This is a genomic window from Paracoccus sp. Arc7-R13 (assembly GCF_004010775.1).
Taxonomy (GTDB): Bacteria; Pseudomonadota; Alphaproteobacteria; order Rhodobacterales; family Rhodobacteraceae; genus Paracoccus; species Paracoccus marcusii.
This window is the reverse complement of the sequence record NZ_CP034810.1, coordinates 535,237-556,212: the sequence shown is the minus strand read 5'-3', so window position 1 is coordinate 556,212 and position 20,976 is coordinate 535,237. Positions and strand designations below refer to the sequence as shown.

23 protein-coding genes are annotated in these 20,976 nt (G+C 66.3%); 15 read left to right on the top strand and 8 right to left on the bottom strand.

Annotated elements, in window-relative coordinates:
* Position 1 precedes the first annotated feature (1 nt).
* From pcaG to EOJ32_RS02680, 11 genes are all read left to right on the top strand, one after another.
* Positions 2 to 595: a protocatechuate 3,4-dioxygenase subunit alpha gene (gene pcaG / locus EOJ32_RS02730; RefSeq protein ID WP_127897610.1), complete on the top strand. Its 594-nt coding sequence runs from the start codon at positions 2 to 4 to the stop codon at positions 593 to 595.
* Positions 588 to 1,427, top strand: a complete 840-nt coding sequence (locus tag EOJ32_RS02725; RefSeq protein WP_127897609.1) for a 3-keto-5-aminohexanoate cleavage protein — start codon at positions 588 to 590, stop codon at positions 1,425 to 1,427. The genes pcaG and EOJ32_RS02725 overlap by 8 nt, the downstream gene beginning before the upstream one ends.
* A gap of 97 nt (positions 1,428 to 1,524) precedes the next feature.
* A complete protein-coding gene (locus EOJ32_RS02720) occupies positions 1,525 to 2,856 on the top strand; it encodes a lyase family protein (protein ID WP_127897608.1) in 1,332 nt (443 codons plus the stop codon).
* A gap of 525 nt (positions 2,857 to 3,381) precedes the next feature.
* Entirely contained in the window at positions 3,382 to 4,479 is a 1,098-nt protein-coding gene (locus EOJ32_RS02715; RefSeq protein ID WP_127897607.1) for an alkene reductase, read from the top strand.
* 474 nt (positions 4,480 to 4,953) lie between these two features.
* Positions 4,954 to 5,229: a lipid-A-disaccharide synthase N-terminal domain-containing protein gene (locus EOJ32_RS02710; RefSeq protein ID WP_127897606.1), complete on the top strand. Its 276-nt coding sequence runs from the start codon at positions 4,954 to 4,956 to the stop codon at positions 5,227 to 5,229.
* Between the two features lie 103 nt (positions 5,230 to 5,332).
* Complete coding sequence (locus EOJ32_RS02705) at positions 5,333 to 5,698, top strand: glycosyltransferase family 39 protein (RefSeq protein WP_052714898.1); 366 nt, start codon at positions 5,333 to 5,335, stop codon at positions 5,696 to 5,698.
* Positions 5,699 to 5,722: 24 nt separating this feature from the next.
* The gene (locus tag EOJ32_RS02700) at positions 5,723 to 6,022 is read left to right on the top strand and encodes a hypothetical protein (protein ID WP_127897605.1); all 300 of its coding nucleotides are present in this window, start codon (positions 5,723 to 5,725) and stop codon (positions 6,020 to 6,022) included.
* Positions 5,959 to 6,519: a hypothetical protein gene (locus EOJ32_RS02695; RefSeq protein WP_164871381.1), complete on the top strand. Its 561-nt coding sequence runs from the start codon at positions 5,959 to 5,961 to the stop codon at positions 6,517 to 6,519. Before EOJ32_RS02700 ends, EOJ32_RS02695 begins: the two co-directional genes overlap by 64 nt.
* The gene (locus EOJ32_RS02690; protein WP_127897603.1) at positions 6,516 to 7,253 is read left to right on the top strand and encodes a glycosyltransferase family 2 protein; all 738 of its coding nucleotides are present in this window, start codon (positions 6,516 to 6,518) and stop codon (positions 7,251 to 7,253) included. Before EOJ32_RS02695 ends, EOJ32_RS02690 begins: the two co-directional genes overlap by 4 nt.
* Before the next feature lie 260 nt (positions 7,254 to 7,513).
* Entirely contained in the window at positions 7,514 to 7,984 is a 471-nt protein-coding gene (locus EOJ32_RS02685; RefSeq protein WP_127897602.1) for a BrnA antitoxin family protein, read from the top strand.
* Positions 7,985 to 8,103: 119 nt separating this feature from the next.
* Positions 8,104 to 8,748, top strand: a complete 645-nt coding sequence (locus tag EOJ32_RS02680; protein ID WP_127897601.1) for a hypothetical protein — start codon at positions 8,104 to 8,106, stop codon at positions 8,746 to 8,748.
* Between the two features lie 578 nt (positions 8,749 to 9,326).
* Here EOJ32_RS02680 and carB read toward each other — a convergent pair.
* From carB to EOJ32_RS02645, 7 genes are all read right to left on the bottom strand, one after another.
* Positions 9,327 to 12,665, bottom strand: a complete 3,339-nt coding sequence (gene carB, locus EOJ32_RS02675) for a carbamoyl-phosphate synthase large subunit (protein ID WP_127897600.1) — start codon at positions 12,663 to 12,665, stop codon at positions 9,327 to 9,329.
* A gap of 139 nt (positions 12,666 to 12,804) precedes the next feature.
* Positions 12,805 to 13,578 (bottom strand): DUF1217 domain-containing protein, encoded by a 774-nt coding sequence (locus EOJ32_RS02670; protein WP_164871380.1) that lies wholly within the window; start codon positions 13,576 to 13,578, stop codon positions 12,805 to 12,807.
* 7 nt (positions 13,579 to 13,585) lie between these two features.
* Entirely contained in the window at positions 13,586 to 13,990 is a 405-nt protein-coding gene (flbT, locus tag EOJ32_RS02665) for a flagellar biosynthesis repressor FlbT (protein ID WP_045982339.1), read from the bottom strand.
* Positions 13,987 to 14,352: a flagellar biosynthesis regulator FlaF gene (flaF, locus tag EOJ32_RS02660; RefSeq protein WP_052714760.1), complete on the bottom strand. Its 366-nt coding sequence runs from the start codon at positions 14,350 to 14,352 to the stop codon at positions 13,987 to 13,989. The genes flbT and flaF overlap by 4 nt, the downstream gene beginning before the upstream one ends.
* Positions 14,353 to 14,438: 86 nt before the next feature.
* Positions 14,439 to 15,281 (bottom strand): flagellin, encoded by an 843-nt coding sequence (locus tag EOJ32_RS02655; RefSeq protein WP_045982357.1) that lies wholly within the window; start codon positions 15,279 to 15,281, stop codon positions 14,439 to 14,441.
* A gap of 169 nt (positions 15,282 to 15,450) precedes the next feature.
* Positions 15,451 to 15,768: a hypothetical protein gene (locus tag EOJ32_RS02650; protein ID WP_127897598.1), complete on the bottom strand. Its 318-nt coding sequence runs from the start codon at positions 15,766 to 15,768 to the stop codon at positions 15,451 to 15,453.
* Positions 15,765 to 16,010, bottom strand: a complete 246-nt coding sequence (locus EOJ32_RS02645) for a rod-binding protein (protein ID WP_045982336.1) — start codon at positions 16,008 to 16,010, stop codon at positions 15,765 to 15,767. The genes EOJ32_RS02650 and EOJ32_RS02645 overlap by 4 nt, the downstream gene beginning before the upstream one ends.
* A gap of 104 nt (positions 16,011 to 16,114) precedes the next feature.
* Here EOJ32_RS02645 and EOJ32_RS02640 point away from each other — a divergent pair, with 104 nt between their 5' ends.
* Positions 16,115 to 17,377, top strand: a complete 1,263-nt coding sequence (locus EOJ32_RS02640) for a flagellar hook-length control protein FliK (RefSeq protein ID WP_127897597.1) — start codon at positions 16,115 to 16,117, stop codon at positions 17,375 to 17,377.
* 9 nt (positions 17,378 to 17,386) lie between these two features.
* Positions 17,387 to 18,055 (top strand): flagellar hook capping FlgD N-terminal domain-containing protein, encoded by a 669-nt coding sequence (locus EOJ32_RS02635; protein ID WP_045982334.1) that lies wholly within the window; start codon positions 17,387 to 17,389, stop codon positions 18,053 to 18,055.
* 117 nt (positions 18,056 to 18,172) lie between these two features.
* On the opposite strand, the gene cbbR is transcribed toward EOJ32_RS02635, so the two are convergent.
* Complete coding sequence (cbbR, locus tag EOJ32_RS02630) at positions 18,173 to 19,105, bottom strand: LysR family regulator CbbR (RefSeq protein ID WP_127897596.1); 933 nt, start codon at positions 19,103 to 19,105, stop codon at positions 18,173 to 18,175.
* A gap of 98 nt (positions 19,106 to 19,203) precedes the next feature.
* Between cbbR and EOJ32_RS02625 the strand changes: the two genes are divergently transcribed.
* Positions 19,204 to 20,082, top strand: coding sequence for a fructose-bisphosphatase class I (locus EOJ32_RS02625; protein WP_127897595.1), 879 nt, complete (start codon positions 19,204 to 19,206; stop codon positions 20,080 to 20,082).
* Between the two features lie 7 nt (positions 20,083 to 20,089).
* Positions 20,090 to 20,962, top strand: a complete 873-nt coding sequence (locus tag EOJ32_RS02620; protein WP_127897594.1) for a phosphoribulokinase — start codon at positions 20,090 to 20,092, stop codon at positions 20,960 to 20,962.
* The last annotated feature ends 14 nt before the right edge of the window (positions 20,963 to 20,976 follow it).

Here is a 20,976-nt window from a genome sequence, read left to right as displayed (position 1 = left end):
CATGCCGCAGCCGCTGAACTACCTCAAGGAGACCCCGTCCCAGACCGCCGGACCCTATGTCCATATCGGGCTGGCCCCGCGGGCGGCAGGATTCGACATCTATGACACCGAACTGGGCTTTGACGCCATGCCCGACGACGTGCCCGGCCCGCGCATCCGCGTCACCGGCTGCGTCTTCGACGGCATGGGCGCACCGGTCCGGGACGTGCTGATCGAGGTCTGGCAGGCCGACGCGGCCGGGCTGTACCCCGATCAACCGGGGGCCGCCGCGGGGTTCCGGCACTGGGCGCGCGTGGTGCCCGATTTCGACACCGGGCAGTTCACGCTGGACACCGTCCTGCCCGGCGCCGTGCCGGGGCCGCGGGGCCACATGCAGGCGCCGCACCTGTCGCTGTGGCTGGTCGCGCGGGGCATCAACACCGGACTGCAGACGCGGATGTATTTCGCCGATCAGGACAACGCCGCCGACCCGGTGCTGTCCCTGATCGAACAGCCGCATCGCCGCGACACCCTGATCGCCCGTGGCGCCGACGGCCACTATCACTTCGACATTCACCTGCAAGGTGACAAGGAAACGGTATTTCTCGATGTCTGACCCCTGCATCATCTGCGTGGCCATCACCGGCAGCCTTCCGACCAAGGCCGACAACCCGGCCGTTCCCGTGACCATCGCCGAACAGGTCGAATCGACCCACGAGGCCTTCGAGGCGGGCGCCGCCATCGTTCACGCCCATGTCCGCGACGACGAGGGCAAGCCCACTAGCGACCCCGACCGCTTTGCCCGCCTGCTGGAGGGGGTTCGCCGGCATTGCCCCGGCATGATCGTGCAACTGTCCACCGGCGGGCGGTCGGGCGCGGGCCGCGACCGGGGCGGCATGCTGCCGCTGCGACCGGACATGGCCAGCCTGTCGGTCGGGTCGAACAACTTCCCGACCCGCGTCTATGAAAACAGCCCCGACCTGGTGGACTGGCTGGCGTCGCAGATGGCCACCCACGGCGTCATGCCCGAAATCGAGGCCTTTGACCTGTCCCACATCCTGCAGGCCCAGGCGATGTGGCAGGACGGGCGGCTGACCACCCGGCCCTATGTGCAGTTCGTGATGGGCGTCAAGAATGCCATGCCGGTCGACCGCAACGTGTTCGACTACTACATCGCCACGGTCCGGCGGCTGTTCGGCACGAATGCGCCCTGGTGCGCGGCGGGGATCGGCCCGAACCAGATCGTCCTGAACGAATGGGCCGTGGCATCGGGCGGTCACGCCCGCACGGGCCTGGAGGACAACGTGCGCCTGGACCGCACGCGCCTGGCACCGTCCAACGCGGCGCTGGTGCGGCGGGTGGTGGACCTGTGCGACCGCTATCGCCGTCCGGTGGCGACATGGCAGCAGGCCCGCGCGATTTTGAACCTGCCAGAGGCCGTTTCATGACACAGGTCCATGTCACGACGGGGCGTAAGTCGCCCCTGCCACCGCCGACCTACGGCCCGCACCGGCAGGCGGTGCGCAGCCCCGCCACGGTCGGTCCATGACCGCGACCGGTAACCCCCTCTATGCCATGCTGTTCGGCGACCCGGACACCCAGGCGCTGTTCACGGCCGAGGCCGAACTGGACGCGATGATCCGGGTCGAAGTCGCGCTGGCCCAGGTTCAGGCGCAGCTTGGGGTCATCCCCCCAAACGCCGGTCCGGCCATCGCCGTGGCCAGCCGTGGCCTGCTGATCGATCCGGCATCCCTGGCCCAGGCCACCGCCCGCAACGGCGTCCCCGTCCCCGCCCTGGTCCAGGAGATGCGGCGGCAGATGGCCGGCGATCCTGCGGCCGCGCATCTGCACTGGGGCGCCACCAGCCAGGACATCATGGACAGCGCGCTGGCTCTGCGCCTGCGCCCCATGCTGGACCTGTGGGGCGCCCGCCTGGATGCCGTTCTGACCCAGCTGGCCGCGCTGGCCGATCGGCACGCCACCCTGCCCATGGCCGCCCGGACCTATGGCCAGACGGCGACACCCACCAGCTTTGGCGCGGTCGCGGCCGGCTGGGGATGGCCGCTGCTGGATCACGCGCAGGATCTCGCGCGGGTTCGCGACGCGGTGCTGCGCGTTTCGTTGTCCGGGGCGGCGGGCACGCTGTCGGCGATGGGGCCGCAGGGCCCGACCGTGCGGGCGGGCCTTGCGCAGGCGCTGGACCTGTCGGATCCCGGCCATGGTTGGCATTCCGACCGTTCAGGGCTGGGTCGGCTGGCGGATTGGGCTGCGGCGGTGGCCGTCGCCCTGGCCAAGCTGGCCGAGGACCTGCTGCTGATGACGCAGTCGGGCCTGGCCCTGGTGCGGATCGAGGGCGGAGGGGCATCCTCGACCATGCCGCAAAAGCAGAACCCGGTCGGCCCGTCGGCGCTGGCGGCACTGGCGCGGCAGGTGATCGGGCTGGCATCGGTTTTCGGGGCGGCGGGGGTGCATCGCCAGAACCGCGACGGTGCAGCGTGGTTCACCGAATGGCTGACCCTGCCGCAGATCTGCGTCAGCCTGGGCGCAATGCTGCGGCTGACGCAGGATGTCCTGGACCGGTTGACCCCTGACCCCCAGGCAATGGAGCGCGACCTTGGTGGCGGGTCCGGCACCATCCATGCCGAGGCGCTGACATTCGCGGTCCTGGCCGAACTGGGCCTGGACCGGGCCTCTGTCGCAGGCAGGGTCGGTCGGCTTTGCGCAACCGCCCTGGCGGAGGGCCGCGACCTGCTGGACCTGGCCCAGAAGGAATGGCCAGACCGGGACTGGGCCGCGCTGGTCCGCGCCAACGGTCTCGGCCTGGCCCCGCAGGAGGCCCGCACCTTTGCCGACCGTCAGCGGACCCGTATGCCCTAGGCGTCGGTCTGTCGGTCTGGCGGCAAGGTGAACAGCAGGCGCACGACCGGCGGTCGTCGCAAGGCCCGCCGTGGCTGGCGTTTCCGACGCGACCCCGTCGCGGCGGGCGCCCTTCCCTGTTGAGATGGTCATGCGTCATGCCATACCGGAACAAACCCCGGCTGCCAGAGGTCATGCCGGGGTTCGGCAGCCGGCGCCCTAAACCGACCTGCGCGCTGCTAACGTCCCCGTCATCGCGTCGCTATGGCGAGCGTCCGACTTACGATCAGTGAGGGGGCTGCACGCAGCTGACCATGCCCCGATGAGGGGACGGAAACGCCCCTAGCAATGGCTCAGGCGACGCGCATGCTCTACCGTGCCTAGACCGTCCGCCCTGTGCCGCGGCTGTCAGCCCCCCATCGCCCGGGCTGCGGATGCTGCGACACCGTGCGTCAGGCAATATTTCACGGCCCTGAAAACATTCCGCCCGCTGCGCGTTACCTGCCCTGAACGACCATGACCAATCACACCCGGAAAGCGGAAACGATGAACCAGAACACGCTCTTTCAGCCCTATGACCTTGGCCCCCTGCGCCTGGCGAACCGCATCGTCATGGCACCGCTGACCCGCAACCGCGCCGCGGAGGGTCTGGTGCCCGGACCCCATGCGGCCGAATATTACGCGCAGCGCGCGACCGCGGGGCTGATCATCGCCGAGGCGACGCAGATCTCGGCGCAAGCGCAGGGCTATCAGGACACGCCCGGCGTCTATACGCCCGAACAGATCGCCGGATGGCGCAAGGTCACCGATGCGGTCCATGCCAAGGGCGGGCGCATCTTCCTGCAGCTGTGGCATGTGGGTCGGGTGTCGCATGTCGACGTGCAGCCGGGCGGCGCGGCCCCCGTGGCCCCCTCGGCGATCGCGGCAGAAACCAAGACCTTCGTGAACGGCGGATTTGTCGAGACCTCGACCCCGCGCGCCCTGCGCCTGGACGAGATCCCGGGCATCGTCGACGATTTCCGCCAGGCTGCGGCCAACGCCATCGAGGCGGGCTTCGACGGGGTCGAGATCCATGGGGCCAACGGTTATCTGCTGGACCAGTTCGCCAAGGACGGCGCGAACAAGCGCACCGACGCCTATGGCGGCTCGGTCGAGAACCGCGCCCGGCTGATGCTGGAGGTGGCCCAAGCCGTCGTGGCGGAGATCGGCGCGGACCGCACGGGCATCCGCCTGTCTCCGGTCTCTCCGGCCGGCGGGGTGTCCTGCAGCGATCCGCAGCCGCAGTTCGAGCACATTGTGGACGGGGTGGAGGCGCTTGGCCTAGTCTACATCCACGTCGTCGAGGGCGCGACCGGCGGCCCGCGCGACGTGGCGTCGTTCGATTTCGACAGCCTGCGCCAGCGGTTCTCGCGCACCTATATCGCCAATAACGGCTATGACCTGGACCTGGCGACGAAGCGCCTGGAGGAGGGCAAGGCGGACCTGTTCGCCTTTGGCCGCCCCTACATCGCGAACCCCGACCTGGTCGCGCGGATGAGGGCCGGCGCCCCCCTGGCCAAGCCCGACGAGTCCACGATGTATGGCGGCGGTGCCGAAGGCTATGTGGACTATCCCCCGATGGATGCGACGGCCGATCAGGCCTGAGTCCCCTCCGCGGCGCCCCATGACAGGGCGTCGCGTCGCACCCGATGGACCGGCCCGATACATGGGCTGGCCCCTGTCACGCGACGCAGTTCATCAGGTGGCGGGACAGCAGGATGCTACCGTAGTCACTTCGTAACATTCCCCTATCTAAGATGACTTGGCGCAATCACGGCGGTGAGCATGCCCCATCAGTCGGCCTCCACCGACCATAGATAGTCGGCACAGCTTTAGCCGGTGGTCAAATCCGGCTGACACCGTAATAAGGCGTCCGGGCCAGCACGGCCGCTGATCCCACGGCCCATCGAAGGCCCGGTGTCGCAGCTGTCATGACCTGAGGGACGGCCCCGGCCATTCGATGACAGGCTTTTTGGAAGACGCCCGGCGATCGACGATGCAGTTCGGCGCATCCAAGCTCTCGACTGCACGCTTCCTGCAAGCCTCGCGTGGCACGGCTGTCCTGCAACGACGGGGCGGATGACGAGTCAGACGGTTTGGCTTAGGATCGGGTTTTTTGGGCAGGCGCTGTTCAGCGCGCGTTTCGTCATCCAGTGGCTGACCAGCGAAAGGATGCGACGCAGTGTCGTCCCGCATCGGTTCTTGTGGGTCTCGCTGGCGGGCGGGGTCACCCTCTTTGCCTATGCGTCGTGGCGTGGTGACCCGGTCTTTGTGCCGGGCCAGGGGCTGGGGCTGTTCGTCTATCTGCGCAACCTGATGCTGATCCGTAGGCATCGCCGGACGGCCGCAGCATAAGGATGCGTCCCGTCCTGTCCGCCACGCTACTGTTCGCGCTGACCGCGCTGACGCTAATCCTGCTGCGCTTGCTGAGGCCCGCTATGTCGCCGCCGCGTGGAAGATGCATGTCGGCGGATCACCCTGGGTCCTGCACCTGAACGGGGCGATCTACGGGCACCAGCCGCCGCTGCTGTTCTGGCTGATGCTGTTCTGGCTGATCAACCTGGTCTGGGCGGTCGTGGGCGTCGATGCCTTCGCGGCCCGACTGGTCGGGCCGGCCTTCGCGACGGCCTGCGTGGCGATGACCGGGCTGCTGGCCTTGCGGCTGCGGCCGGACAGGCCTGCGCGCGGCGGGGCCGCGGCGCTGATCCTGGCGGTGTCGCCGGTCTGGCTGCTGTTCGGATCGACGACCATGTCCGACGCGATGCAGACCGCGGCCACGCCGCTGGCGATGCTGGCGCTGTGGTCGGCGGTCCGCAGGCCGTGACGCGGGGCCTGGGTTGCCCTGGGGATGGCCGTGGCCTTGGGCGTCTATGCCAAGGGGCCGGTGATTCTGATCCACCTGCTGCCCGTGGCGCTGTCGATGCCGCTGCGGGCGGAGGCGGAGCGTCCGTCGGCGCGGCAATGGGCGGGCGGGCTGGCGCTGGCCGTCGCGCTGGTGGCGGTCGGCCTGTGGCTGGTGCCCGCGCTGATCCTGGGCGGCCGGAGTACCGCATCGAGGTCCTGTGGCGGCAAAGCGGCGGGCGCATGGTGGCATCCTTTGCCCATCGCAAACCCTGGTGGTTCTATGCCGCCCTGTTGCCCGCGATGATCTGGCCGTTCGGCTGGACCGGGGCGGGGCTTGGTGCGCTGCGGCCAAGGCAACTTTGGGCCGATCCCGGCACGCGGCTGGCGGCGGTCTGGGCCATGGGGGCGTTCCTGCGGTTGCGGCTGCGGGCGCGGGTCACGGCGCTGGCCGCGCTGCTGCTGGCGCTGGCGCTGATGATCGGGCTGCATCTCGGGCTGAGCCCGCTGCTGTCCGCGTGCTATGACATGACCGATCTGGGCCGGGCCGTGACGCCCCATGATGCCGCAGGCATCGCCGTCACCGACGGCACCTATCACGTGCAGCTGAACTTTTCCGGACGCCTGCTGAACCCGGTCGCCCGCCTGTCCGACGACGCCGTTGCGGGGTGGCTGCGCGACCATCCGGGCGGCGTGCTTCTGGACCAGACGGACCGGCCCGTCCCCGGCATGACCCCCGTCCTGCGGCTGCCGTTCCGCGACAAGACCTATACCCTTCACCGCTCACAGAAGGTCGCGCCATGACGCCCGACATTTCCGTCGTCCTGCCCGCCCGCGACGAGGCCGGCAACATCACCTCCCTGCTGACCGGCATCGCCGCCACTCTGCGGGACCACGCGCACGAGATTATCGTTATCGACGACGCCTCGCGCGATGGAACGCGGGCCGAACTGGCCGCGCTGCAGACGCGGCTGCCGCAGCTGCGGGTGATCTGCCACGACCGGTCCTGCGGGCAGTCCGCCGCGATCCGCAGCGGGGTCTGGGCCGCGCGCGGGGCGCTGATCGTGACGCTGGATGCGGACGGTCAGAACCCGCCCGACAACATTCCTGCCCTGCTGGAGTCATTTGCCGGGGGCGGCATTGCGCTGGGCCTGGTCCAGGGCCAGCGGGTGGACCGCCGCGACCGCCCGTCCCGGCGGCTGGCCTCGGCCGCGGCGAACGGCATCCGCAACGCACTGCTGCGCGACGGCGTGCGCGACAGCGGCTGCGGGCTGCACGCGCGACCTGGCCCGGTCCGGAGCCACCGACCTAAGGGGCGCAGCATGAGCCTCCTGATCACCGGCTCTGCAGTGTCCATCGGCATCACGGCCATCCAAGGCCCTCTGCGATGCCCATGCCATTCCCCTGAACGTGCTTGGCGGAGAGGTCCGCATCACTACCGGCCGTTAGATACAAGAGCGCGGCTAGCCCGCGGGGTAGGAATGAGTGGTGGTGATGCTAGACAGGGGCTGCGCTGCTGGACGCTGAGTTGTTGGTAGAAACCGGGCCGCGGATTGTGTGCGTTGAGAGAGCGGCGCGCGGCGCATGGCTGGATCATGGACTTCTTTCTTCTAGCCCGGAACGGCACGTGCCAGGTGGTCACCGAGGGCGCACTGCGTAGATACAGGGCGTACACCGACAACGCACGGTCGCTTAGGCATCGTTAACGGCCGGGAGGCAGCTTGGCGGGCATCCATACCGCGAAGACAATGTGCCTGTCGCCAAGGCAGAAGGAACCCGGCGCGCGGACTACCACTATTTGGCCGACGCGATGCGGATGCTGGAATGGGACCTGCACAGCACCGTCATGGCGCGGATGCGCATCCCCGACGAATGGCACCGCATCGCGCAGGAAAAGGGCACGGCGCCCAAGATGCGCGTCACGCTGCGGCTGGATGCGGGTGTGGTGGCGTTCTTTCGATCCATGGGGCCGGACTGGCAGGTGCGGGTCAACCGGCTGATGGCGGCCTGGATGCATGCGCGGCTGGCGGGGCTGATCGAGGGGGCCGAGACGATGGATTACCTCAAGCGCCGCGAGGCCGAGGGTCTGGACGGCCCCCGCCCCGAATTCGGCGACCTGCAGCGCGCCGAGGACGCGGCCTGGGCCGAGATGGGCGAGACGCCGCTGCCCCCGGGCGGGCCGGGGGTGCCGATGGAGGGGCCTCGGCGGATGAGTGCGGCGGGGAAGCGGGCGTTACTGGAGGAGATGAAGGGGCGGAGGGGGTTGTGAAACGGTAAGCCCTCGATTTACGCCCTACATTAGAAATCCAAGTTGTTCTTGCGTGACGTTGACGCTGGTGGTCAATACGATGAGGCTGCGCAAAATTAAAAAGGCAAAGATAGATCGTCATGGATAAAGTGCGAAAATTTGCTTTAAAGGATGTTTTGATCGATGGCAGGAGTCTTGGCGCTGCGGTAGTCCCGTTATTCAAGGAAAGATCTGGGCGACTTACCTTTCATATCGGGGCAATTTTCCCTGATGGAAATCCCGACAGCCACGACGATCTCCTTAAAAGCAAGATAGAACTAGTTGGACCTGACGGACGAAGATTTGAGGTGCTTGCAAGTAAACTCGCTCACTCCTTCCACGGAGATCAAAATTCAGTTATAGTTGTCCCTAAGAGAAGGCCGATTAGCCTTATTTACGCAAAACAATTCACCTCAGGTTCGGCGATCATTGCTAGCCCTCCCGAGATGATTATAAAAAACATCGACCTTACGGAATGCAGTGGAAACTGTTTCTCAGTACAATTTGATAAAGATAGTGGAGGGACATTCCTTCGCATTCGCACCGATCATCCTGGTGATTCTGAGCGCCTGCTTGAACACTATTTAGAGTTCCATGAGTTTATATCATTCGCCAAAGGTCAGTTTTGTGGCCTTGGCAACATCGAAGCGTACGACGCCACAAACGGACTTGCCGCAGAAATAATAGGATTCACTCGATACGACGAAAATAAGGTTCAGACAACGTGGTTTGACGAAGGGATCTAGGAGCATCTGCCTGAGATTTTTTTGAAGTTTAGTTTCGCCCGTAGATCTGACCTTCATCGGCGCGCTCTTCGACAAACATTGGAGTTCTATCGGGCATCGAATGCCTCTCGCGATATCTCAATTGAGATGTCAGTTATCGCAGCCCATAGCGCATTAGAAGCGATTGTGAACTATATACTCGAGCATGAAGCTGGCTGTTCCAGAGCATTACTTAGCGAGAGGGCCAATATATTTAGTGACAAAGCCAGAGCCGCATTTAAATTTATGCGGTTAACTAACGACCTCATGGAACACAGCGCCGAGCTAAAGCTTTTGTCGAAAAGCCGACAGAATATGGATGGATTCCAAATCATTAGCTTTTTTAGAAACAAAATAGTGCATCAAGATCTAAATTTCAGCCCTAACGGCGTCCAGTTGCACAAATGCTGGCTGCTAATTCAATGGCTAGTAGAGGCGCTTACGCTAACCTCTATTGGCTACTACGGTAAAATAGTTGATAGAAGAATTTACCAAGGCTGGCGAGGATCAACTTGCCTATTAGGCTGATCCCCGCATGCATGACGTAAAGCTTTCAAAATTTAAGCCTGCAGCGATCTCACCCCGACTTCCCCTTCCTCCCGCGACTTGATCGCGGCCACGGCGGCGATGCTGCCTGCGGCCGTGGTGAAGTAGGGGATCTTGTCGTAGAGGGCGACGGCGCGGATGTCGCGGCTGTCGGCGATGGCCTGGACGCCTTCCGTCGTGTTCAGGACCATCGCGATTTCGTCGTTCTTGAGGCGATCGACGATGTTCGGACGGCCTTCATAGACCTTGTTCACGCGGGTGGACGCCACGCCCTGCGCATCCAGGAAATCGGCGGTGCCCGAGGTCGCGACCAGATCGAAGCCCATCGTCACCAGGTCGCGGGCGGCCTGCGCCAAGGCGGGCGTCTTGTCGGCGTCCTTGACGGACAGGAAGACGCGGCCGGTGGTCGGCAGGTCGGTGCCCGCGCCCATCTGCGCCTTGAGGAAGGCGCGCGCGAAGTTGCGGTCCCAGCCCATGACCTCTCCGGTCGAGCGCATTTCCGGGCCCAAGAGCGTGTCGACGCCGGGGAAGCGGGCGAAGGGCAGCACAGCCTCCTTGACCGAGAACCACGGCGTGATCGGGTCGGCCAGCGTCATCGGGTCGGCAAAGGGCAGGTCGGTTTCCGGGCCAACACCTTCGGGATAGGGGGCGCGCGCGGGGAAGTTCGACATCGGCTCGCCCGCCATCAGCCGCGCGGCGATCGAGGCAATGGCGCTGTCCGTGGCCTTGGCGACGAAGGGCACGGTGCGGCTGGCGCGCGGATTGACCTCCAGCACGAAGATCTCTCCGTCCTTCAGGGCGAACTGTACGTTCATCAGGCCCTTGACCTTAAGCGCACGGGCCATGGCCGTGGTCTGGACCTTGAGTTCCGCAACGGTCGCCGCATCCAGCGTGTGGGGCGGCAGCGAACAGGCACTGTCGCCCGAATGGACGCCGGCCTCCTCGATATGCTCCATGATGCCCGCGACGTGGACGGTCTCGCCGTCGCACAGGGCATCGACGTCGACCTCGATCGCGCCGGACAGATAGCTGTCCAGCAGGACCGGACTTTTCCCGCTGACGGTCACGGCCTCGGTGATGTAGCGGCGCAGGTGGTCCATGTCGCGCACGATCTCCATCGCGCGGCCGCCCAGGACATAGGACGGGCGGATGACCAGGGGAAAGCCGATACGCTCGGCGATCTCAATGGCTTGGGCGTCGCTGCTGGCGATGCCGTTGATCGGTTGCTTGAGGCCCAGATCCTGCAGCAGGCGCTGGAACCGCTCGCGGTCCTCGGCCAGGTCGATGGCGTCGGGGGTCGTGCCCAGGATCGGGATACCCTCGTCCTGCAGCGCATTGGCCAGCTTCAGCGGCGTCTGGCCGCCGAACTGGACGATGACGCCGTGCAGGGTACCGTTCTGCTGTTCGGTATGCAGGATCTCCAGCACGTGTTCGAAGGTCAGCGGTTCAAAATACAGCCGGTCCGAGGTGTCGTAATCGGTGCTGACCGTCTCGGGGTTGCAGTTGATCATGATCGTCTCGTAGCCCGCCTTGGTCAGCGCATAGCAGGCGTGGCAGCAGCAATAGTCGAACTCGATCCCCTGGCCGATGCGGTTCGGACCGCCGCCCAGGATGACGACCTTCTTGGCGTCGGTGGGGCGGGATTCGCATTCCACGTCGCCCATCGCGGGCGCCTCGTAGGTGGAATACATGTAGGGGGTCTGGGCCTCGAACTCGGCCGCGCAGGTGTCGATGCGCTTGAACACCGGGCGGATGTCCAGGTTGCGCCGGGCGCGGCGCGCCGTGGTCTCGTCGGTCTTGGTCAGGTGGGCCAGGCGGGCATCGGTAAAGCCCATCATCTTGATGCGGCGCATCCCGTCGGCATCGGTCGGCAGGCCGTTCTCGCGGATCTGATGCTCGACATCGATAATCTCGCGGATGCGGGCTAGGAACCACGGATCAAAGCTGGTGACGCGGTGGATCTCGTCATCCGACAGGCCGAACCGCATCGCCTCGGCGATGACGCGGATGCGGTCGGGGGTGGCCTTGGACAGGGCGGCGATGACGGCGGGCTTGCCCTGCTCGGACGCGCCCTCGATGGCGATCTCGTCCAGGCCGGTCAGGCCGTTCTCCATCGAGGCCAGCGCCTTCTGCAGCGATTCGTGGAAGCTGCGGCCGATCGCCATGACCTCGCCCACGGACTTCATCGCGGTGGTCAGGTCGGGCTTGCTGCCCGGAAACTTCTCGAACGCAAAGCGCGGGATCTTGGTCACGACATAATCGATGCTGGGCTCGAAGCTGGCGGGCGTGACGCGGGTGATGTCGTTGTCCAGCTCGTCCAGCGTGTATCCCACCGCCAGCTTCGCGGCGATCTTGGCGATCGGGAAGCCGGTGGCCTTGGAGGCCAGCGCGGACGACCGCGACACGCGGGGGTTCATCTCGATCACGACCATGCGGCCGTCGGCGGGGTTCACCGCCCATTGCACGTTGGAACCGCCGGTCTCGACGCCGATCTCGCGCAGGACCGCGATGCTGGCCGTGCGCATGATCTGGTATTCGCGGTCGGTCAGGGTCAGGGCCGGGGCGACGGTCATGCTGTCACCGGTATGCACGCCCATCGGGTCGATGTTCTCGATCGCGCAGACGATGATGGCGTTGTCGTTGCGATCCCGCACGACCTCCATCTCGTATTCCTTCCAGCCCAGCAGGCTTTCGTCGATCAGAACCTGCGCCATGGGCGAGGCGTCCAGGCCCGACCGGACGATGCGTTCGTAATCGTCGCGGTTATAGGCCACGCCGCCGCCGGTGCCGCCCAGGGTAAAGGCCGGGCGGATGATCGCGGGCAGGCCGATCTCCTCCAGCGCGTCCATCGCCTGGCTGACGCCGGCATTGATGTCGTATTTGCCCGATGCCAGCCTGGGGGCGGCGATGATCGTGGCCTTGGGATTCTCCAGGCCGATGCGGTCCATCGCCTCGCGGAACAGCTTGCGGTCCTCGGCCATCTCGATGGCGCTGCGCTGCGCGCCGATCAGCTCGACCCCATAGCGGTTCAGCGCGCCGCTGTCGGCCAGGGCCAGCGCGGTATTCAGCCCGGTCTGACCGCCCATCGTCGGCAGCAAGGCGTCGGGGCGTTCCTTGGCGATGATCTTTTCGACGATCTCGGGGGTGATCGGCTCGATATAGGTCGCATCGGCCATTTCCGGGTCGGTCATGATCGTCGCAGGGTTCGAGTTCACCAGGATGACCCGGTAACCTTCCTCGCGCAGCGCCTTGCAGGCTTGGGCCCCGGAATAGTCGAACTCGCAGGCCTGCCCGATGACGATGGGCCCTGCCCCGATGATCAGGATCGACTTGATATCGGTACGTTTCGGCATGGTTCTGGCCCCCGGGCTGGTCGTGCATCGATCGCGGCAAATCGTCCGGGGTTATAGCCAGCCACGCCTTGGGCGCAAGGTGCGGCGGGCCGCTGGCGCGTGGAAATCAGGCTTTGCCCGCCGCCAGGGTGACGCAGGGTCAGAAGTTCTGCAACAGGGTCAGCGCCGCGCTGTAGCGATTGGCCGTCGGCGACGTGGTCAGCTGCGATCGCGCCATGAAGGTCTGGATCAGCTTCTCCACGTTCTCGGGCTTGGAAATGTCCTTGAAGCTGGAACTGCCCAGCAGCCTCTCCGAAGCCTTGGTGTATTCCTCCAGCTGGCGGTCGATCGGCAGTCGGGCATAGTTGTCGCCGAACCCGAATGCACCCTGAAAGACCTTGCGCAGCGGGGCGTTGCCGATGACCTCGAACCACAGGGTCCGGTCGGTCGAGGTGCGGCCTGTCAGCTCCTGCACCTCGCGCCGGGCATTCAGGCTAAGACGCAGGTTGTCGTCGCTTTCACCGATGCGCCGTTCGAATTCACGCTGCACAAAGGCGGTGCTGATGGTGTCGGCCAGATCCTTGGCGGGCTTCGTCGACCCAAAGCCCATCGCCTCGTTCATGCGCAGATAGCGCTTGTCGGCCAGACGGTTGACCAGCGACGACTTGTCCGCGGGATCGCTTTCCAGGACTTTTTGGATGAAAGCCTTGTTGGGCAGGTCCGCCTCCAGCCCGAAGGCCGAAAGCGTCGTGCTCAAAAGGCGGTAATCCTTGACCAACTCCTCGGCCTTGGTGGCGGCCGCGATGTTGTCACGGAAGTAGGTCGTGCTGCGCTGGACCACAGGGTCGCGGGCGACGGATTCGATCTGCCGGGCCTCGGTTCGCTGGACGATCTTCCAGCCCAGCAGGCCCGTGGCGCCGACAGAGATGGTCATGATACCCTCACGTCCGGGCGGCGGCGAACAGCCGCGCCTCTCGGGGCAGCAGGTCGCGCAGCTTGCGCAGCGCCTGATAGGCATTCGCATCGACCGCGGCGGCACTGGCCTCGGCCAACAGCAGGCGGCTGTCGCGATCGTCAAACACCTGGCTCAGCTGTTCGATGGCGATCAGCAACTGCCGGCGGCCCTCGGACGGTTCGGCATCGCCGGACAGGATCATCTGCGCGACATACATCGCGCGTGACACCGGCGTCTGGGCGCTGTCGGGGTGGATCGCGTCGCGCAGGCGCAGGACGTTCACATTGGGCGTCTTGATCGCGATCTTGGTGCGACGGTCGCCGTTCTCGATCACCGCGCCGTTGATCAGCACACGCTCGTTCGGTGCCAGCTTGAGGACAAGGCCGCTCATGGTGCGCCCTCTCCGCGCAGACCGCGCATGACGGTCATGTTGATGTCGATCAGCGGATCGGTCTGGGCGCTGCCCGCCATCACGGCCTGACCGTGGCGGATGGCAAATCCCGCCAACGAAATCAGGCCGGCCTTGACCTGATCGGGCAGCCCGTTGCCGGGATCGGCAAGGTCGGTTGCCAGGATCGTCCACAGTTCGGAATTCTTGTGCACCGCCTGGATGGTATCGGTGTTGTCGGCCTTTCGCGGGGCCTGCCGCAGCATGCGCGTGACGCGCGAGAAGATGTCGTATTCCGCATCGCGCGGAGAGCGGATGGCGGATGTCCTGTAGCCATGGTCGGTCAGTGGCGTTACCGCGTTCAAGATCGTGCTTCCCATTCTGGAGTGTGATCAGGGGCTGAATGATATTCAGAGGGTGACGGGCGCCCTTGGGGCGCCCGCCGGTCTTATCAGCGGAACAGCGACATGACGGCCGACGGCCCCTGGTTGGCGATCGACAGCGCCTGGATGCCCAGCTGCTGCTGCGTCTGCAGGGCCTGAAGGCGAGCCGACGACTCCTCCATGTCGGCGTCGACCAGCGAGCCGATGCCGGTTTTCAGCGAGTCCGACAGCTTGCCCACGAAGCTGGACTGGTCAGAGATCCGCTTGCCGGCCGAACCCAGATCGGCGGCACCCTGAACAGCGACGTCGATCAGGGCCTCGATCTCGCCGATCGCGGTTTCGGCCGAGGCACGGTCGGTGACCGCGGTCAGACCGGCGACATCCAGGCCTGCCTCGAAGTCGACCGAGTCGACCTCGATGTTGGCAGCACCGGTGGCCACGGTGCCGTTGGTGCGGTCCAGCGAACCCAGAACCGTAAAGGCGGTGTTGGTGCCGGTCGGGTTCGTCTTCAGCAGGTTGACGCCGTTCAGCTGCGTCCCCTCGATGATCGCGGTGATCTGCTCGACCTTCTTCGCCATATCCGTCTGGATCTTGCCGAAGTCAGCAGCGTCGTTGGCACCGCCGATCGCCAGGTTCTTCATCTCCTTCAGCAGATCGGTGATCTGCTCGGCGCCAGCGCGGGCGGTTCCCACCACGGCGTCGGCTACGTTCAGGTTCGACTGGATCGTCTTGAATGCCGACTGGTCGGTTTCCATGACTTTCGAGATCGCCCAGACGGCAGCGTTGTCCTTGGCGTTCGCGACGGTCTTGCCGGTCGCGATGTCGGACTGGGTTTTACCCAGCTGCGAGTTGATGCTCTTCAGGGTCTGCAGCGCGACCATGGCGCTGTTGTTGGTCAGAATGCTGGACATGGTGTCCTCCAATATAAGGTGCTTTGCACCCAGGTTGCATCTTGTGGCCTTCTGACCTGTCGGGCGGTTGCCCTTGCCATTTCCCTGGCATGTCCCCGGTTTAGCGGCCGGTTATTGACAACTAGTGAATATCGGCCCTCCTCTCAAACAAACCTTCCGACGCATTTTATCAAAACCTTTGCGGTGCATTCGCGCGGGTTTCATTCACGTGGCGCTGACCCAAGGAATCATAGGTCTGCAGGCTGCGCGCGGCCTGGACGATGGCGCGCACCTGTTCGGCCGCCTGCTGCGCGCCCTTGAGCGAGGCCTGTGCCAGCGCGCGCAGGTCGGCCAAGGCGGGCTCCAGCAGATCACGGGTGGGGGTGTCGATGCCCCTGCGCGCGGCGATGCGGGTCAGTTCGTCCAATCCTGCCAGCGCGGCCTGTGCATTTCCGGCCATCAGCGCGCCGCGGATCTGGGCCACCTGGCGGGTTAGGGCGCGGCTCATGCGCGGCCCTCCAGCATGGCGGCAAACCCAAGGTCCAGGCGTTCCGCCAGCAGCCCCGCATGTTCGCGCGTCAGGAAGCTGGAGAACTGCTCCTCTCCGGCGCCGCCGGAAAAGGCGCCTTCGGACGGGCCGGGGCCGCAATATTTCAGCATCTCCTCAAGAAATGCCTGTTCAAGTTGATTCGCGACGGCCACGGGCGAGGGCTTTTGAGCCGCCGTGGGAATAATCGGTTCGATCTGCATTCTGTCCCCGCTGCATATGACGATGGGATTCAAAATATCGGGGCGTCGTAAATAATTGGTAAGGAATAAGGACTAATCAGGAAAAAACCCAAAGAGGCTTTTTCATGGCTGACATCCAGATCATATCGCCCATGCCCGCACGCGCCGATGCCTTCGTCGATGCGGCGACGCCTGTTCCCGTGACGGGCGAATCGGGTTTCGATGTCTGGTCGGCAGGCGCGATGGTACCAGCCGCCCCGGCGACCGCAGTGCCGACACCACCGAAGGACCCGCTTGCGGCATGGCTGCAGCAGCAGATGGGCTTCAGCGGAGAGTTCAGCGCACCGCCCGGTACCGATCCCGCGATCGAGGCGCTGGCCGCAGGCCTTCCGCCGCTGCCAGCGCCCGAGATTGACGAATCAGCCGACATTCAGGGCGGCGATCCTTTGGCCAGCCTGCTGCCCGTGGACGCAGGGACATCCGATGCGAGCCTGATCAGCGATGCGGTTCCAACGGTACCGCAGTCGACCGACCCGACGACCCCTGCTGAGACTGATGCCCCGGACGCGCCGGCCGTGCAGACCGCAGTCGCGCCGACCAAGACCCCCATCGTGGATGCAGGCGTCACACAGCAGGCCGCCAACCCGGCCACCACCCTGCCTGGGGCAACCGCCGCACAGGTGGCCCCGATCCATGGCAGCGGCCAGCCTGTCACACCGGCGCGCCTAGGCCGTCCGATCCCAGCGACCGAGAGTGTCGCGGCCCCACGCCCCGTCGATGGCGGCCCGATCGACGCCGCCCCGCCCCCGATCGACCGGGCGGCACCGGACCGTCCGGCGCCAACGGTGGCCCGCGACCCCGTCATTGCCGCTCGGTCCGAGATCGCCTTGCCCGCAGGCCTTGCCGAGACCTTGGCCGAACTGCCCTTCGGCACCGATTCGCACACCCCCGCCGCCGCACGGCCCACCGCCGCTGCCGGGTCCGGCTGGCAGGCTGCGTCGCACGATCCGCGCCCCGTGCTGCAGCAGGTCACCGACGCGCTGGTCAGCACCCGTGGCGACCGGACCGAGATCGCCCTGTCCCCCGAGGAGCTGGGCCGCATCCGCCTGGTCATGTCGGGCACCGATCGCGGCCAGATCACCATCTGGGCCGAGCGCCCCGAGACGCTGGACCTGGTGCGCCGCAACGCGGACCTGCTGACGCAGCAGCTGGCCGATGCGGGCGTGTCCGCGGGCAGTCTGGATTTCCGCCGCGACGACCGCAGCGACAGCCAGCCTGCGCAGGGCCGTGCCAGCGATGACGACGACATTCCCCTTTCGGCCGCCCCCTTGCGGGTCCGCATGTCGCCCACCGCGTTGAGCGACCGCCGCCTGGACATCAGATTATAGGAGCATTTCATGGTTGACGCGATCACCAGCCCGACAGTGACCATTCCCGCGGCCACCCCCTCTGCGGCAGGCGCGGGCGGGTTCGCAGGCGCCGGCGCGGGAGGGGACTTCCAGACGTTCCTGACCATGCTGACCGCGCAGCTGCAGAACCAGGACCCGCTGAACCCCATGGAAAGCACAGACTTTGCGATCCAGCTGGCGACGTTCGCCGGGGTCGAACAGGCGGCGCTGAGCAACAAGTTCCTGGAGCAGATGGCCGGGCAGGCCGGTGGTGCGGGCATCGCGGGCTGGATCGGCAAGGAGGGGCGGACCACCGCCCCGGTCTGGTTCGGCGACGACGCCATCACCCTGGACGTGGTGCCCCATTCCCTGGCCGACAGTGTGCAACTGGTCACCCGCGACGCGCAGGGTCGCGAGGTCACGCGCGAGGAGATCGGCCCCGGAGAGGGCCAGATCGACTGGCTGGGCCGCAGCGCCGACGACACCAAGCTGCCTGACGGGCTGTACAGCTTTACGTTGGAGAGCCGGCGCGGCGGCGAGATGATCCTGGAGAGCAAGGTCGGCGCCTATGCCCGCATCGTCGAGGCGCAGTTCGACGCCAGCGGCGGGCGGGTCGTGTTCGAAGGCGGCGCCTCTGCCCCGGCGGGAGAGGTCACGGCCCTGCGCGACGCCGGCTGACGGATCAGCGTTAAGAGGTGGTGTCGGTGGATTAGGGGAACGGCCCGCCATCGCGGCGGGCCGTTCGTATTTGTCTGGACGACGGCCGCACGACAACACGACTCGGAACCGGCAAGATCAGCCGCGCCCCTCCAGACGCGGCAGGAAGCTGCCGCCAAGACCCGCGATGGCCGCGCGGATGCGTTCGGTGGCCGGGCTGGGCGCGCGGTCGGCGCGGTGCAGCAGGTACCAGCTGCGCTGGATGGGCAGGCCGATGGCCTGCAGCGCGACCAGACGGCCGGTGCGCAGTTCCTCGGTGCAGGTATGCTGAGAGATTAGCGCGATGCCCAGGCCCGCGATCACCGCCTGCTTGATCGTCTCGTTCGTGCCCATCTCGGTCGCGCGCCAGGGCGTGCCTTCGCCGATGCGGTCCAGAAAGCGGGTCATCAGGATGCGGGTGCCGGACCCCTCCTCGCGCGACAGGAAGGTCTGGGACAGCAGGTCCATCGGCATGACCGGGTCCTGGGCCACCAGCGGATGGTCGGGTGCCGCGATGATGATGTGCGGATGCGGCCCGATGGGGGCGGCGATCACGGCGGGTTCGCGCGGCGGGCGGCCCATGATCGCCAGGTCCAGCTCATCCGCGGCCAGCGCGGCCAGGATCGCGTCGCGGTTGCCGATCCGCAGCGTCACCTCGATCCGCGGCAGGGCGCGTTGCAGCGTGGCGACCAGGAACGGCGCGAAATACTTGCCGGTGGACACCACCCCCAGGACCACGTTGCCGCTGTGCCCCTGGGCCAGGGACGCGACCTCGCGCCCGGCGCGGGCCAGTGCGGTGGCGATCTGGGCCTCTGCCATCAGCACGGCACGCCCCTGCGCGGTGGCGCGAAACGCCCCGTGCTCGGCGCGCTGCAGCAACGGCGCCCCAGCCAGATCTTCCAGCGATTTCAGCTGACTGTGAATGGCGGGCGGGCTGAGGCCCAGCTGCGCCGCGGCCAGGGTCAGGCTGCCGCTGTCGGCGACCGCGCGCAGGGCGCGCAATTGGCGCAGGGTGACGGCATCATGGCGCATATTAAGAATTCCTGAATGCGTCTTTCGCCTTATTAAATTTTCCGAAACGCGGTCGCCTGTCAATGTCCCCTGGCAGCACTCGTGCCGGGGAGGGGACGATGACCGAAGCGACCATCGACACGGACCTGATCCCGGCCGATCTGCACGCCTGCCTGGATGATCTGGCGCGCCACCTGGCCACGGGGGCTGCGCTGCGGGGCAAGGGGCTGCGCTGGATCAGCCGGGCGGATCAGGCCACGCCCGAAGGGGGCGATCCGCGGGGCGCGCTGGCCCTGGCCATCGCGCATTCGCCGCCCGACCAGCCTGATGCCAATGCCCCCACGGGCACCCTGTTCGCGATCTTCGACGCGGCGGCCACGGCCGAGGACAGCTTTCTGCGCCCCGCGCGGCAGATGCGGGCGGCGGGATACGTGATGCACGGACCGCGCTGCCTGATGGTGCTGACCTGCGGCGACGGCGTGCAGGTGCAGGCGCTGGACGGGTGGGCCTTCGCCATCGAACGGGCGCGGGCCAACCTGCCCGACGCCGTGCGCGACCTGGCCATCGACATGTCGCAGTACCGCCACTGGCCGCGCCCCGTGCGGGCCTATGTCGACGACTGCCTGGCCGGCGTTCAGGGCCCGCGCGGACGGACCATCGACCTGCGCTGGACCCCGTCGCTGGTGGCCGAGGCGCATCGGATCCTGATGCGCGGGGGAATCTACCTGGCGCCCGCCGATGCGCGGTCGGGGCATGCGCGGGGCAGCCTGTCGATGCTGCACCAGGCGGCGCCCATCGCGTTCCTGATCGAACAGGCAGGGGGACGGGCAACGGACGGCGCGCTGCCGATCCTGGACGCGGTGATCACCGGGTTCGACAGCCGCACGCCGCTGGTCTTCGGCTGCGTCGACAAGGTCGACCGCGTCGCCGCCTATCACGATCTGCCCGAGGCCGAGGTCTCGGCCCTGTTCGGCCATCGCGGCCTGTTCCGCACCTGAGGACCCCATGAGCCACAAGCATCCCATCATCTCGGTCACCGGCAGTTCGGGCGCGGGCACCACGACGGTCAAGTCGACCTTCGACCAGATCTTTCGCCGCGAGGGCATCACCGCCGTCAGCATCGAGGGCGATGCCTTCCACCGCTATGACCGCGCCGCGATGAAGGCCGAACTGGCCGCGCGGCTGGCCGCGGGCGACGCGACCTTCAGCCATTTCAGCTTTGATGCCAACGAACTCCAGGTGCTGGAGCAGATCTTTCGCGTCTATGGCGAAACGGGGCGCGGCCAGACCCGCCATTACGTCCATGACGACCGCGAGGCGGAACGATGGGGCACCTCGCCCGGCACCTTCACGGACTGGGCACCCTTTCCCGACGGCAGCGACCTGCTGTTCTATGAGGGGCTGCACGGGGCGGTGGCCAACGACACCGTCAACCTGGCCGCGCTGGCCGATCTGAAGATCGGCGTGGTGCCGGTGATCAATCTGGAATGGATCCAGAAGATCCACCGCGACAGCGCCCAGCGCGGCTATTCGACCGAGGCCGTGACCGACACCATCCTGCGGCGCATGCACGCCTATGTGCACTGCATCTGTCCGCAGTTCACCCAGACCGACATCAATTTCCAGCGCGTGCCGGTGGTTGACACGTCGAACCCGTTCATCGCCCGCTGGATCCCCACCGCCGACGAAAGCCTGGTGGTGATCCGGTTCCGCAACCCGAGGGGCATCGATTTTCCCTATCTGACCCAGATGATCGACGGATCCTGGATGAGCCGCGCCAACTCGATCGTCGTGCCCGGCCCCAAGATGGACCTGGCGATGCAGCTGATCCTGACGCCGATGATCCTGCGCCTAACCCATGACGCCAAGCGCGCCTGACCCTTTCACGGAGG

Excerpts from the sequence above, each read along its gene's own strand:
- pcaG (WP_127897610.1), top strand. The coding sequence starts at position 2 with ATGCCGCAGCCGCTGAACTACCTCAAGGAGACCCCGTCCCAGACCGCC.
- EOJ32_RS02725 (WP_127897609.1), top strand. The coding sequence starts at position 588 with ATGTCTGACCCCTGCATCATCTGCGTGGCCATCACCGGCAGCCTTCCG.
- EOJ32_RS02720 (WP_127897608.1), top strand. The coding sequence starts at position 1,525 with ATGACCGCGACCGGTAACCCCCTCTATGCCATGCTGTTCGGCGACCCG.
- EOJ32_RS02715 (WP_127897607.1), top strand. The coding sequence starts at position 3,382 with ATGAACCAGAACACGCTCTTTCAGCCCTATGACCTTGGCCCCCTGCGC.
- EOJ32_RS02710 (WP_127897606.1), top strand. The coding sequence starts at position 4,954 with ATGACGAGTCAGACGGTTTGGCTTAGGATCGGGTTTTTTGGGCAGGCG.
- EOJ32_RS02705 (WP_052714898.1), top strand. The coding sequence starts at position 5,333 with ATGCATGTCGGCGGATCACCCTGGGTCCTGCACCTGAACGGGGCGATC.
- EOJ32_RS02700 (WP_127897605.1), top strand. The coding sequence starts at position 5,723 with ATGGCCGTGGCCTTGGGCGTCTATGCCAAGGGGCCGGTGATTCTGATC.
- EOJ32_RS02695 (WP_164871381.1), top strand. The coding sequence starts at position 5,959 with ATGGTGGCATCCTTTGCCCATCGCAAACCCTGGTGGTTCTATGCCGCC.
- EOJ32_RS02690 (WP_127897603.1), top strand. The coding sequence starts at position 6,516 with ATGACGCCCGACATTTCCGTCGTCCTGCCCGCCCGCGACGAGGCCGGC.
- EOJ32_RS02680 (WP_127897601.1), top strand. The coding sequence starts at position 8,104 with ATGGATAAAGTGCGAAAATTTGCTTTAAAGGATGTTTTGATCGATGGC.
- carB (WP_127897600.1), bottom strand. The coding sequence starts at position 12,665 with ATGCCGAAACGTACCGATATCAAGTCGATCCTGATCATCGGGGCAGGG.
- EOJ32_RS02670 (WP_164871380.1), bottom strand. The coding sequence starts at position 13,578 with ATGACCATCTCTGTCGGCGCCACGGGCCTGCTGGGCTGGAAGATCGTC.
- flbT (WP_045982339.1), bottom strand. The coding sequence starts at position 13,990 with ATGAGCGGCCTTGTCCTCAAGCTGGCACCGAACGAGCGTGTGCTGATC.
- EOJ32_RS02655 (WP_045982357.1), bottom strand. The coding sequence starts at position 15,281 with ATGTCCAGCATTCTGACCAACAACAGCGCCATGGTCGCGCTGCAGACC.
- EOJ32_RS02650 (WP_127897598.1), bottom strand. The coding sequence starts at position 15,768 with ATGAGCCGCGCCCTAACCCGCCAGGTGGCCCAGATCCGCGGCGCGCTG.
- EOJ32_RS02645 (WP_045982336.1), bottom strand. The coding sequence starts at position 16,010 with ATGCAGATCGAACCGATTATTCCCACGGCGGCTCAAAAGCCCTCGCCC.
- EOJ32_RS02640 (WP_127897597.1), top strand. The coding sequence starts at position 16,115 with ATGGCTGACATCCAGATCATATCGCCCATGCCCGCACGCGCCGATGCC.
- EOJ32_RS02635 (WP_045982334.1), top strand. The coding sequence starts at position 17,387 with ATGGTTGACGCGATCACCAGCCCGACAGTGACCATTCCCGCGGCCACC.
- cbbR (WP_127897596.1), bottom strand. The coding sequence starts at position 19,105 with ATGCGCCATGATGCCGTCACCCTGCGCCAATTGCGCGCCCTGCGCGCG.
- EOJ32_RS02625 (WP_127897595.1), top strand. The coding sequence starts at position 19,204 with ATGACCGAAGCGACCATCGACACGGACCTGATCCCGGCCGATCTGCAC.
- EOJ32_RS02620 (WP_127897594.1), top strand. The coding sequence starts at position 20,090 with ATGAGCCACAAGCATCCCATCATCTCGGTCACCGGCAGTTCGGGCGCG.